The organism is Halomonas sp. R57-5 (assembly GCF_900070345.1).
Lineage (GTDB): Bacteria > Pseudomonadota > Gammaproteobacteria > Pseudomonadales > Halomonadaceae > Vreelandella > Vreelandella ventosae_B.
The window spans coordinates 3,482,743-3,495,641 of sequence record NZ_LN813019.1; the positions used below are offsets into that span (position 1 = coordinate 3,482,743).

A 12,899-nucleotide genomic window follows, 5' to 3' on the forward strand; every position below is an offset into this window, starting at 1 on the left:
TTACCTTTAAAATCAATCCGTTTCGTTAGTTAAAATAGACGTGTAGCAGGTCACGAGAGCAGTTACATGGCTTTCAAGATTAGGCTGACTTTCCCAGAATTTTTGATAGGCCTGCACACCCAATCGATTAACAGTTTCATCGCACTCTAACACTGCAAGCTGTCCATCTAAACTGCTACTATCACCGGTTTCAAATATTAAACCCGTCTCATTATGTATAACATAATCAGTCGCTGCCGTCTGAGACGCCACAATTGCAGGCACGCCTAATGCAGCAGCTTCTAACACAACTAGGCCCTGGGTTTCATAGGAACGAGAAGTAAATAAAAGAGCCCTAGTATCCTGTAAGTATTTTTTCACCTGCTCAGCATCTACCCAGCCAACAAATTCAGCCTCAGGCAACAATTCTCTCAGCTGATCTGAGATTTCTCCACTTCCAATGAAGCGCAGCCTATCAGGAGCTATATTCTTAACTTTGGACAATAGAAGCGCTCCCTTTTCTGCAGACAACCTTCCAATGAAAGTATAATAACGTGCATTTGCTGGCGTTGCAGGTGAAACTTTTTGGATATCGATTGGATTACCGACTCGCCAAAATATGGAATCATTTGGAAGTAATGGTTTTAATACTGTCTCACTATAATCAGACACACTAATGAAGTTCTTAATCCCTTTATAAAAGCCAGCAGGTTTATAAACTAATTGTCTCAGCACTCGCCAAGCCTTATGTGAATAACTACGGGCATCACAATTAGTAGTAATACAATCTATGGACATAGGCACTTTATGGCATATGCCTTCTTGCTGATAATTATAAAGCCCGCCGTTCGGGCAGACCGAAAAATAATCATGTAATGTTAAAACTCTGGGAATATTAGAACTTACAACAGCCGAGACAGCACTAACACTAAGAGACTTTACCCAAGTATGAATATGTACAATCGTGTTATTCGGATTAAAATCAGACAAATAATTTTTTATCACTTTATAAGAGCGAGTATTCCATATACCCTGAAAAGAGGCTTCAAAACGATTAGGGTTATCTAGCAAGTCATACTGTTTTAAATCTATCAGTTCAATGTTTGAATGTATCAAATCCTCACTAGCAGGACCTACTGCAAAAATATAGGTAACATTATATCCCGCAAGGGCAAGGCCTCGCGCACTGGCAATAGCGACTTTAGCAGCCCCACCTTCAACTCTTGCATAATCATTAATGATGACTACGTTACAAAGCTTCTCGTCACTCATTCCATTATCCGCCGCTTGTTTAAAAAAGACACATAAATTGCTGCTATAACAAGAAACACTCCGGGTGAAAAATAGCCATATCCTCTGAGAAAAAACTCTATTGAAAAAGCAATAAAGAAGCCGTAAACCAATATTTTCTTTTTGAGCTGTGCTTCATGAGGAGCATTCTCTTTCGCCGATCTAAAGTAACGATTAATATAAAAGGAAATTTTCAACAATGAAAACAAATAAAATAAAACCAGCAAAAGCCCTAATATACCAAACTCTGCCACTATTTTAGCCAACAAAAAGCCACCATCATAAATATTGAAGTATTTACCTGTTAAATAATAAATACGTTCAGAAACATCAGGGAAATAGGTTGCCTCAGTTCCCAGCATTTGAAATCCAATACCCAGCCCATACGTTTCCACTAAATTAGTATAGGCCATAATCCAGCCCTGAAGAAAAACCAACGTGGTCAAATTATCTGAGTTTTCGAATGTTAGCCGACTTTGAAAGTAAGGAAAATAATCGAGTAAAAAAATAAAAAAAACTAATCCGATAATAATTAGAAAGCCAGCACAAAAAAACAAATAAACTGGCTTCATGCGCAACACATACATGAGACATGACAAGCAAAAAACGACTAGCAATGTTAAATTTGGAAAAAGCAGAGCCAGAAATAATACATTTAACAAAAAAATAACAACAACTTTAAAGCTGTTACTAATCAGAACATAAGGCAAAATCATCATGCATAATGCTAACGCATAATGACTTTCCTCTGAAAAAGGAAAGACAGATTTTTCAAGAGTGCCATATCCTCCCCAATGCATACCAAAAAGAATTTCAACCCACCCGATAATAAGCAATAAAACAATAGAATAAAATAAAGTAGCATAAAGCCTATCAAAGCTCATATAAAAAACGTAACGCCCGAGCAGCATTGCCGTAAAAGCCACATAAAACCATATTAGTGATAAAAGGGGCTTAATATCCTGATAAATAAAGCAAATAACTGCACAGTTGATCGCAACTAATAGTAAAATAATTGAGAAAAGAAACAGTAGCTCAGCATCAATTTTAAAAGCACCTCGAGAGGTCGTCAAAACAGCTTGTATCAAAAAGGATGATACAAGCATGCCTATTGCTAATGAGCTAGTATCCAAGGTCACGAAAATAAAGCTTGGCATTAGCAATACAGTTAGAAATATTAATAACAACCGTAAATCAACGATACCATTGCGTAGATACATATAGAACCACTCTATTTAAAAAACATTTCCGAGTTAAACCTTTAATACATATTTATATAAACATGAATCTTTCCATAACAAGAAGAAGCCTTTCTCGTACTCAAAGAAAACTTCCTCTCATTAATTAATGACTTCACTAATAACTAAGCCAGCGCTTTCTCTAAATATTTTAATGTATCTTTTTTAAGCTTCTCTAATTTTAAATTGGCTACTTCAAAATCTATCTCTTTCGGCAAAATATTATCTAAGTCCTTGGTGTTTTCGACAAGACGTTCCCCCAAGCCCAGACTATCTAAAAATCCTTTGATGCGATTAGTACCTGATTCAGGCTTAATGGAGACAAAAGGAATTCCAAAATTCGTGGCAAAAGCTGTACCATGAAAAGAGTTTGTGACTACAAACGATGCATTGTTCATCAATGACATATACTCAAGCGGGCTCGCATCACGATAATGATGATCCGTCTTATAGAGTAGGAAAGGGTCTTGATCAATCGCCACAATTTTCAAATTAAACTTTTTAGCTACTTTATTAACAATCTCATACACTAAGCGATCTTTTTTCAATGTATAAACAAAAATATAGCGTTCATGAAGAGGTTCTTGGTCAGTTAAATTGAGTAACTCACTCCMCTCATCTCGTGTGAGCATCAGCGTAGGGTCCAGCGTGCACTCTATGTCATCTCGACCAGAAAGGACTTTCATTCGTTCGGCAGTATCTTCTTCACGAAAAGATAATGAAGAATATGTGTTAAGAGATGCTTGTAGATAATCCTTACTTTCCCCAGTATGCACGTATGAACCCGAGCTAGTAGAGAAAGCTACTTTCTGCTTGTCTTTGACAAAATCAAGCATATAGTTTTTATCGAACGAGCCTATGATGACCGGGTTCCAAATCTGGTCACTACCACACACGAAGATGTCAAAATCGTTATTTAGCTTATGCAGGTCAGCTTGTGAGGTGCAAGATTTAGTAAGGTTATAGTTCTCTTGCATAAACTGATGAAACCTTTCTATAAGGCGCTTCCGGGGAAAATAGCGTCCTATATCTTTGATTAAATGCAAACCGGTACGTGGGCTTTTACTGAACCGTAAAAGCTTCATTGTATTTGCTAACTGAGGCGTTTTATAATCAATAATTGACACTTCGCCAAAATTCGAAAGAATTTTCTGAGAGGCTAATGCCTGCAAACATCCACCATAACTATTAGCATAGTGTATCGTAATAAGAGCTATCTTCTTCATTTGTAGTCCTTTACTAAAGTTTAGTATAAATTTCTTCAATTGGCCGTCTGGCTGACTGGCATACCTTGTTCATTTCTTTTGGATAGCCAATTGCAAGCATCATCATTACTGAATGTTCAGGATTGATAGGTAATGATTTCCTCAATTTTAAGTCTGTTGTAGCGTCCTGGCTCCAATTAAGGCAGCAAGAACCAATGCCCAGAGAATGTAATGTGAGAATTAAAGACATTGAAAAAATACCACCATCTATCCAATGTTGATACCGCTCTTTATAAGAGACGAAAGCTTTTAAATCACTACTAATAATTAACAGTCGACTTACTTTATGTCCAAACCCGCGATTGCCATTCTGCAAAGACAACGCTGCTTTGATTAGCTCAGGCTTATCTATATCATAAATATGCCATGCTTGCCGATTACACACTGATGGAGCCTTCATGGCCATGTGTATGGCTCGTTTTAGCTGATCATCTTCCACAATATGATCACTGAATTCACGTATTGAATGACGTCCTAAGAAAAAACTTTCCGGATTTTCTAAACGGAAGGTTGGCAACTCTACTTCTAATATCCCACCTTCTTTGCTTGCTTCATGAGCTATGTGCTGTAAGTCATGATGCAGCGCTATCCCTTCACCACTATCCGCAATCTGTGCAGAAAAGTCGCTGAGGACTTTCAGAGCAACACGATCTTGAAAACCATAGTCATTAGACTCTTCCGCTCTATCCAGAATTTTTTTTAATAATTTTGCATTACTTCCACCGGCCGAAGGGTTACGCTCTGTCAGACTAAGGCTTTTCTCCAAACTATGGTAAACGCGCACAGAAGCGTAGTTTCTTTCCTGTTTGTCACGCATATTTTGACGCCATCCACCATAACGTGTAAATCTAAAGAAATCGTAAAGCATACAAAATAAGCAAAAAATCAAACGACCAAATGACTTTAACATATTCATCAAACTCTCCATTAATTCTTGACAACCAGCCGCTTAGCTGTGATGAAATATAGTAATGCAAGAAGAGCATTACTCAAAATAGTTGCAATTGCAGCACCCATCATTCCATAAACCGGTATTAATATAGTGTTGAGCAATACATTCATTAATGCCACTGACATCATCAGCTTAACTTTCAGCTTCATATGATTTTGAGTAACAAGAACAGCGCCCGCACTAAAAGCCACGAACATAAATGGGACAGAAAAAGAAAGCATCTTTAAAACAGAAGATGCTGAAGAATAGGTATCCCCGAAAAGCAATAAAACCATCCAGTCCGATGCAACCCAAATACCTACAAGAAAAAGGAGTCCAAGAAGCAGCATCGCAATGTTACCTTGTTCAAATACCTTTTTGACTCGAGAGGGATCCTGGATTGACCAACGATGAATCTTAGGTAAAAAGTACTTCTGATATATAACGCCAGGCAAAAGATATATTGCTGAAATAACCAGAAAAGCGATATTGTATATACCAGCACTTGCATCGCTGTCCAAGTATTTAAGCAAGACTATATCACTTTGGTAATATATCAAGTGAGCAAATGCAGCTAAGCCGAAAGGCCATGATGAGTTAATAACAGCTTTCCAGCTTTTTTTATTCTCACAAAATTCTTTAAAGTGTTTTTCGTGGCCTACCAAACCAAATTTATTATTAAACATTGGTTTAAGCATAAAATAGCCGATTGGAATCATTACTAGAGCAACTACTGCATACATCAGGGACCCTAATACTACATTAATCTTTTCGCTTAAAAATAAAGCCAATGCAGCAACCAAGAAGAAGCGTAATAAATGTGGAAAAAGTTGCCATATAGCTAAAGACAGAAACCTTTCTTCAAGCTGCAACCGACTACTAACCAACTCCAAAACCACTTGCGCCAGCACATGAAAAGCTAACAAGCATAACACTAAGCTTGTTATATAATTATGAGGGCCAATTACTGCCCAAACAATTAATCCGCAATAAACTAATCCTGTCGAATAAGATGTAAACCTTATGGAACCGTTTAGCCATCGCTTTGCAGCCCAGCCTTCTTGGCCAAACGCTTTTAGCCAGAATTGGGCAACTCCAAAACCAGCAAGAGGAACGAAAAGCATTACAAAAGACAATGAAGAGGAAAAAACACCATACGCTTCTGGAAGCAATGAACGAGCAAGAATAGCTTGTGTAATAAAAGCTAAACCTGCACCAGTTAGCGTTGCAAGCCAAAGAGAAGAAACGGCTTTTATAGCCTCACGTTTTAATAAAATCATTCCGCTCCTAACCCTCGGCTCACTTTAAAATAAATCATTACTTAGTGCTTCTTTAAATCACGGCGTTTCATATTACTAAATGAGACTGAAATCAATGCTATAACAATACCGAAGATACCACCTACAATAATTGATAGTGCAAGTATTAGAGGTTTATTAGGTGATACAGTACGCTCTCCAGGAAAAGCATACTCAATTACGTCCACTACTCTTTCGGTAACTATAAAATCATCTAATAAATTTATTGAAGATTCATTTTCATCTATAGACTCACTAATCTGTTGTCTTGCGTCTATACTTTGCTGATTATCTCTTACGTCTTCATTGCTTAACCCTTCATTTAAAGAACTAATTAATGCGTCTCTCTCAGACTCAAGCGTTTGATAGCCCATGAAATATTTAGGCAAGTTTTCTTCACTAGAATATATTATTTGGCTACCGCTCTGTTCGCCATCTAGTTGATAAGGCATCGTTGGCATTTGAATATTCAAATTACGTGCAACTGTTATCGCTCGTTCAACTTCAAATATCTCTTCTTCCCGTTCAGAGCGAAGCGCTGCTTGCTCTAAATCAAGATTTATATTTAAACGCATTAGCTGCGCTTGGTTATAAGCCGTAAACCTCGAATGCAAAGTAGACCAAACCGTGTTTGAAGTATCTGCTATGTAAGAATTTAATAGCTCATCCCCATTTTCACCTTCTGGATACTGATACTTTACACTCAGAGTCATATTTCCAGCCCGATCTTCAACCAAGCCTTCAATGGTAAATCTATTTTGAAAGAGTTCTATTAAAGACACCTCTGTGTCAAAGTTAAACTCACCTTCTCTTTCTTCAATAAAAGCTTCAAAGTTCTGATAACTAGTCAGCCTGTTTCCTAATGCCCTATATGCATCTTCTGGAGAAATTTGAAAATCATTAAAGTGGTTAAATACTGMAAAATTTGATGCTGCTGCAGGAGCAGCGCGAAAACGGGCTTCGTATACAGGGGTTACTAGCGATAAATATACTAATGCGAGGGATACACATAGTACTAATGTACCAACAATCCAATACCAAGCACCTAAAATTGAAAGTGCTACCTCTCTCAAATCAATTTCATACGAATTTTCAAATTGAGTATTTGATTCCATTGCCATTTTCGAATTTTTCCTATTTTATTCATTAATAGACAATTACTAGTGATCACAAGATATATTGTAACATCATATTTTAGCCCAGATAGGCAGCGCATGATGCCTTAATTGACAAAACCGATGATTCTATATTGATTCATTTGTTAACACAATCTGTAGTAATTCATCCGTTCACCCAAATATTGTCTTTTCTACAATGCCTAGATGATATTAATTATTATTTATTTTTTGTATATTACCTCTCATAATCTTTTTTCTTTAACTAAGTATAAAAAAACCTTCACGAATGAGTGAAGGTAAGAAAATTAGCTCACCTTTTTTACCTCTAACTTTCTGATTATCAAGTCATTTTAAAAATGGTACCTTACCCCAGTCAGCCAATATGCTTTGTCAGAAGAGCCCCCCTGCCGTACGCTGGGTGCGTAGCCATCGGCTAGCTCCAAGAACAGATCAAATGCGCTGGATATCTTGTAATACGCCCCCGCTGCCCAGGCATTGCTCTCTTCGTTCTCATCCCGCTCTACGTTGTAGTAGTCTGCGGTAAAGGCCCACTGCCCAACTGTATAGGTTCCACCTAGGCCAAGTGTCTCGAATCCTCCGCCGTAGCTATCGCTGTTATCTTGCGTTTCAGCACCTAAGCGCAGGGTAAATTGATCGCTCAGTGAGTAGGCCCCCATCAACCCATAGAGCATTTCGCCGTTGCCACCGCCACGCACTACATTTTCCACCGCGCCAAAGCCAATCTTGAATGGCCCTTGTTGATAGCGGATACCGCCCTGGGCTGCGACGACTTCGCCCTCTCCACTCTGTTCGGCAAGGGTGAACCCACGCTCACTGTAGTGTTTGAACTGTAGGAAGGAGGKAAAGCCATTTAACTCCGGTGTGTAGTAACCAATGGAATCGCCTCGCGACTGTAGCCCGGTTGAGTTGAAGAGCAGGCCTTTATCGAGATAGACATCAAAGGGTGCCGATACAAATTGATAATAAAGGCTGTCGAAGCTGCCTGCCTGAACCGTGCCGTACTGCTTGCTGGTTAGCCCGATATAGCTTTGACGAATCTCATTAAAGCCTTTCTGCGTGTTGCGTTCATCACCGCTAAAGCGCCACTCTAGACGCCCAAAAGCGTTTAGACCATTGTTGACGGCATGGCTCATGCGAAACCCTAGCCGTGAGTAAACATCGACAAACTCTGCCCCGTTATCCACCTTATTGCCCGAGCTATCGAAGTCCGGCCCACCGCCAGCGATCCCCATGGCAATACGTCCATAAATATCGAACTTTGTACCCTCTTGGTGATATAGCGTTGTTGCTTGCGCTACTGAAGCCGAAAGTGCGGCGATAACTGCGCCTGTTAACAGCGTTTTTTTCATCTTTTATCCCTTACATTATTTTACCCACACACGCATGTGATGCAGTTGATGTACGCATCTATTGCAATGTTATAAGATAACAATTAATAAGGGAAGGCAATCTTCTGATCAATGCACCTAAGTAGTTAATTTATAGATTGATTACTTAGGATAAATCATCAATGGAATATTCAGGTCAATAAAAAAACCGGCCTCCYAAGAGGCCGGTTCTATTGGTTCTGCTAGGCAGTTACCCTTTAAGCGTGGTGTTTAAACCAAGCTTAGAAGTGGTAACGAGCGCCTGTCAGCCAGTATACGTCGTCAGTCAGGTCACCAAGGGTAACGTCACGATCAACAGTTGGTGCGTCGCCATCGTTAAGCTCGAGGAACACGTCGAAGTTACTGGATACATTGTAATAAGTACCTAGAACCCAAGCGTTACTGTCGTCTAACTCTTCGCGGTCTACGTTGTAATAGTCAGCAGCGAATGCCCAAGGACCAGTGGTGAAAGTACCACCTACACCAACTTTATCGTAGCCATTTTCGTCGTTAGCACCACGAAGCGCGTAGCTGTCGTTGTTGTCACGAGTTTCATAGCCCAGACGTGCAGAGAACTGGTCAGTGAAATCGTAAGAACCGATCAGGCCGTACAGCACTTCGCCGTTACCGCCGCCGCGCTGCACGTCATCAACGAAGCCAAGACCAACAGTCACAGGGCCTTGTGCATAACGTACGCCACCCTGAGCTGCAACAACTTCACCTTCTGAAGATTGCTGAGCTTCAGTCAGGCCGCGCTCGCTGTAGTGCTTCGCTTGCAGGTAAGCAGTGAAGCCACTCAGGTCAGGCGTGTAGTAACCGATAGAGTCGCCACGTGACTGCTTCGGGTGACCTGCGAATTCTAAACCACGATCGATTTCCCAATCAAAGGGCAAAGAAACGAACTGGTTGTAGAAGCTGTCGAAGTTACCCGCTTGGAAAGTACCGAACTGGTCGCTTTGCAGACCGATGTAGCTCTGACGGATTTCGTTGAAACCTTGGTCAGTGTTGCGCTCGTCACCGCTGAAACGCCACTCGAGACGACCGAAAGCAGTCAGGTCACGTGAAACTTCATGGCTCATGCGCAGACCAAGACGTGAGAAAACGTCTACGAACTCAGCACCGTCATCAATTTCTTGACCATCGCTGTTGAACTCAGGGCCGCCGCCAGCGATACCCATGGCGATACGGCCATAGATGTCCAGCTTGGTGCCGTCTTGGTCATAGACAGTTGCAGCTTGTGCTGCAGCTGAGGCACCCAGGGCGCCAACGATAGCAGTCGCTAAAAGTGTTTTTTTCATGATGTAAGTTCCTTAACTCGTATACTGTTTCGATCGTTGCTGCTCGACTCTTAATAAGCCGGCAGGTGGCTTGCGGGCCATGCTCTTTTCCCATCCGCCGGTTTTTCCCGGTGGTATGCGGCATGTCCTCAACTAAGCCTTGTTATAGTCCAATGCTCGCAGGACAAACTCTATACCGGGATTCCAGTGAACGCAATAGAAAAAAACAGTGTTTTTTTACTATTTGCACTTTTTTATGGAACCCACGCTCTCAAGCCCGGTCTCAGCGGCCTTTGAATTTCTGCTGCAAGCCTAGCAATTTGTCTTCCATGCTAAGCGACTTATGCGGCTCACTTTTTTCACTCTTAGCCTGCTCTGCCGCCGCCTGGCGGGGCTTTGGTACTATTGGCTTCGGTTTCGACTGAGCTTTTTGGTGCTGAGAACTCTCTTTTTTATCCCCATGCTCTTTCTTATCACCGCGTTTTTCTGACGCATGCTGTGCGGCTTCTTTATCGACCTTGCCAGCAGGCTGACCGTCTAAATCTACTCTTTCTGCTCCCGCACGCACAGCTTTTATGTAGCGCGGAAGGTTTACGTAGTTGGCCAATGCGCGACGAATGAGCTTGCTGGGCCACTCTTCGCGCTCTGCCAGGTCTTGATGAATGCCGACTTTGAGCGGTTTAGTATGGCCTTTAAAGAACGCTTGTGGGTAGCGTTCATACCATTGATTAAGTAGTGCATGGGGCGAAGGTACTTGATCAGGTGCAGTCGTGTGCCCTGCTTCCGCTATTTCGCTAGGTGCGCCTTGTTCACGATGGCCTGATTCTTTAGCTTGTTGAGCGAGTGCTTCAGGCTCAGGTTTCTCGATTGTTTCTTGGTCGTGTGTTTCTTGAACGTGCACTGCTTGATCGCGCACTTCTATTTCTTCAGGTGCTGCCTGTTCAAGCGCTTCGCCCTTGGGCGCTTCATGTTCAGGGGCAACTGGTTCAGGGGCAGTTTCGCTGTGAGTCTCTGCTATGGTCGCCCTGTCCTGGCTTGGCACGCTTGGCTCTTGGGCAGCTTGCTCTTGAGTACCTTGTTCTTGAGTACCTTGCAGGGCCAATTGCTGCTTTAGCCGCTGATTCTCTTCGCGCAGGGTTTGCAGCTCAGCTTGTGTGCGTTCAAGACGCGCTTCTAAATCATCCAACAAGTTCGTTAAGCTGGCGGCCATAGCCTTCTCCTTTGACCTTTTTAGTCGGCGATACGCTCGTAGACCACGAAATCGTAATTTGGCTGCCCTTCTGCTGGCTGCCCCGCTACGCGCTGTACTTCTTGCCATTCGCTGGGTTCGAAGTCTGGAAACGTTGCGTCGCCTTCTACGTCAATGTCCACTTCCGTTATGTAGAGCCGCTGAGCAAAGGGTAGCGCCTGACGGTAGATTTCACCGCCTCCCATTACCATGATCTCTTCTGCCGCCTCTATGGTGGCGTGCTGGTCAGCGAGCGCGAGCGCTGCTGGCAGGTCGTGACACACACGTACGCCTTCGTGAGAAAACTCGGTGTTGCGGGTAACCACTACATTAAGCCGATTCGGTAGCGGCTTGCCAATGGAGGCGTAAGTTTTACGCCCCATCACCAGCGGTTTTGCCTGGGTAATACGCTTAAAGAACTTCAAATCTTCGGGCAAGTACCAGGGTAGCTTGCCGTCGACGCCGATCACTCGGTTTTTTGCCATGGCGACAATCATAGCCACCGGCACCAGGGAGTCGAAGCTATCGTTTTGCTGGCTCATACCGCCACCTCAGCTTTGATGTGGGGGTGCGGCTCGTAAGCCTCAATCTCAATATCTTCGAAACGGAACGCGAACAGGTCATCTATTTCTKGGTTAAGCACCAGCTTTGGCGCGGTCTTCGGGGTGCGCGCGAGCTGTTCTTCGGCCTGTTCCAGGTGGTTACTGTATAAGTGCGCATCGCCTAGGGTGTGGATAAACTCACCCGGCTGCAGGCCGGTTACCTGCGCGACCATGGTCAGTAGCAAGGCGTAGCTGGCGATGTTAAACGGCACGCCGAGGAAAATGTCGGCGCTGCGCTGATAGAGCTGGCACGACAGTTTTCCATTGGCAACGTAAAACTGGAACAGGCAGTGACACGGAGGCAGTTTCATTTCATCGACCTGGGCTGGGTTCCAGGCGGAAACGATCAGGCGGCGCGACTGTGGTGAGGTGCGAATTTGCTCGAGCACCTTGGCAATTTGGTCAACGCTGCCACCTTTAGGGTCTGGCCAGCTACGCCACTGGTAGCCGTAAACGGGGCCTAGGTCGCCGTTTTCATCTGCCCATTCATCCCATATCCGCACGCCGTTCTCTTTCAAGTAGGCGATGTTAGTGTCGCCCTTCAGGAACCATAGGAGTTCATGAATGATAGAGCGCAGGTGCAGCTTCTTGGTGGTAATGAGCGGAAAACCACGGGATAAATCGAAACGCATTTGATGGCCAAACACGGAGCGCGTACCCACGCCTGTGCGGTCGTGGCGATCAACGCCATGCTCCAAAACGGTTTGCATCAAGTCTAAATAAGGTTGCTCAAGCGCGGGCGTTGTAGCAGTCACAGAATTTCCAAATTAACAGGCGGTGTAGCGGTTTATTCTAGGCCCCCGTAGCTGCTTGGTCTAGCGGTGCCGCCCGGTTAACGACATTCACCCCAGCACAGCAAGGTTTCGCGGGTGTGAAAGCGCTTACCACGCGGTACGAAAACCACAACATCAGCGAAGGCGGCAGGACGGCGCCCGGTGACACCGCACCAACCCCAGCACCGCTTCGCGCTGCATCGCGGGTGCGCTCCGCTTACCACGCGCTACGAAACCCACCCAACCAAATGCCTGCACATACCGTAGCGCGTGGTAACGAGTTTGTGAGAGAAACGAACAAACGAGGCACCCGCGGGTGGCGTCGGAACGACGCCCGGTGGCACCGCACCAACCCCCAGCACCGCTCCGCGCTGCATCGCGGGTGCGCTCCGCTTACCACGCGCTACGAACCCCACAAAATCATATGCGTGCACGAACCGTAGCGCGTGGCAACGAGTCTGCGAGGAACGAGCAACGAGGCACCCGCGGGTGGCGGCGGAACGACGCCCAAG

At 43.7% G+C, this 12,899-nt stretch carries 11 protein-coding genes; all 11 read right to left on the reverse strand.

Annotated features, from left to right (window positions below; translation table 11 throughout):
* Positions 1-12: 12 nt before the first annotated feature.
* Positions 13-1,251, reverse strand: a complete 1,239-nt coding sequence (locus tag HALO_RS15985) for a glycosyltransferase family 4 protein (protein WP_092490858.1) — start codon at positions 1,249-1,251, stop codon at positions 13-15.
* Entirely contained in the window at positions 1,248-2,489 is a 1,242-nt protein-coding gene (locus tag HALO_RS15990) for a hypothetical protein (RefSeq protein ID WP_050713666.1), read from the reverse strand. The genes HALO_RS15985 and HALO_RS15990 overlap by 4 nt, the downstream gene beginning before the upstream one ends.
* A 143-nt stretch (positions 2,490-2,632) precedes the next feature.
* Complete coding sequence (locus tag HALO_RS15995) at positions 2,633-3,733, reverse strand: polysaccharide pyruvyl transferase family protein (RefSeq protein ID WP_050713667.1); 1,101 nt, start codon at positions 3,731-3,733, stop codon at positions 2,633-2,635.
* A gap of 13 nt (positions 3,734-3,746) precedes the next feature.
* Positions 3,747-4,688, reverse strand: a complete 942-nt coding sequence (locus HALO_RS16000) for a nitroreductase family protein (RefSeq protein ID WP_197671944.1) — start codon at positions 4,686-4,688, stop codon at positions 3,747-3,749.
* Between the two features lie 11 nt (positions 4,689-4,699).
* Complete coding sequence (locus HALO_RS16005; RefSeq protein WP_050713668.1) at positions 4,700-5,983, reverse strand: flippase; 1,284 nt, start codon at positions 5,981-5,983, stop codon at positions 4,700-4,702.
* Between the two features lie 41 nt (positions 5,984-6,024).
* Entirely contained in the window at positions 6,025-7,122 is a 1,098-nt protein-coding gene (locus HALO_RS16010) for a Wzz/FepE/Etk N-terminal domain-containing protein (protein ID WP_050713669.1), read from the reverse strand.
* Between the two features lie 347 nt (positions 7,123-7,469).
* The gene (locus HALO_RS16015) at positions 7,470-8,489 is read right to left on the reverse strand and encodes a porin (protein WP_050713670.1); all 1,020 of its coding nucleotides are present in this window, start codon (positions 8,487-8,489) and stop codon (positions 7,470-7,472) included.
* A 260-nt stretch (positions 8,490-8,749) separates the two neighbouring features.
* Positions 8,750-9,805: a porin gene (locus HALO_RS16020; RefSeq protein ID WP_050713671.1), complete on the reverse strand. Its 1,056-nt coding sequence runs from the start codon at positions 9,803-9,805 to the stop codon at positions 8,750-8,752.
* Positions 9,806-10,067: 262 nt separating this feature from the next.
* Positions 10,068-10,994 (reverse strand): ProQ/FINO family protein, encoded by a 927-nt coding sequence (locus tag HALO_RS16025; protein ID WP_050713672.1) that lies wholly within the window; start codon positions 10,992-10,994, stop codon positions 10,068-10,070.
* 20 nt (positions 10,995-11,014) lie between these two features.
* Positions 11,015-11,554: a dihydrofolate reductase gene (locus tag HALO_RS16030; protein ID WP_050713673.1), complete on the reverse strand. Its 540-nt coding sequence runs from the start codon at positions 11,552-11,554 to the stop codon at positions 11,015-11,017.
* Positions 11,551-12,369 (reverse strand): thymidylate synthase, encoded by an 819-nt coding sequence (locus tag HALO_RS16035; protein WP_050713674.1) that lies wholly within the window; start codon positions 12,367-12,369, stop codon positions 11,551-11,553. The genes HALO_RS16030 and HALO_RS16035 overlap by 4 nt, the downstream gene beginning before the upstream one ends.
* Between the last annotated feature and the right edge of the window lie 530 nt (positions 12,370-12,899).

Bases quoted from the DNA above. Each gene is read 5' to 3' on its own strand.
- HALO_RS15990 (WP_050713666.1), bottom strand. From the start codon at position 2,489: ATGTATCTACGCAATGGTATCGTTGATTTACGGTTGTTATTAATATTT.
- HALO_RS15985 (WP_092490858.1), bottom strand. From the start codon at position 1,251: ATGAGTGACGAGAAGCTTTGTAACGTAGTCATCATTAATGATTATGCA.
- HALO_RS16030 (WP_050713673.1), bottom strand. From the start codon at position 11,554: ATGAGCCAGCAAAACGATAGCTTCGACTCCCTGGTGCCGGTGGCTATG.
- HALO_RS16000 (WP_197671944.1), bottom strand. From the start codon at position 4,688: ATGAATATGTTAAAGTCATTTGGTCGTTTGATTTTTTGCTTATTTTGT.
- HALO_RS16020 (WP_050713671.1), bottom strand. From the start codon at position 9,805: ATGAAAAAAACACTTTTAGCGACTGCTATCGTTGGCGCCCTGGGTGCC.
- HALO_RS16025 (WP_050713672.1), bottom strand. From the start codon at position 10,994: ATGGCCGCCAGCTTAACGAACTTGTTGGATGATTTAGAAGCGCGTCTT.
- HALO_RS16005 (WP_050713668.1), bottom strand. From the start codon at position 5,983: ATGATTTTATTAAAACGTGAGGCTATAAAAGCCGTTTCTTCTCTTTGG.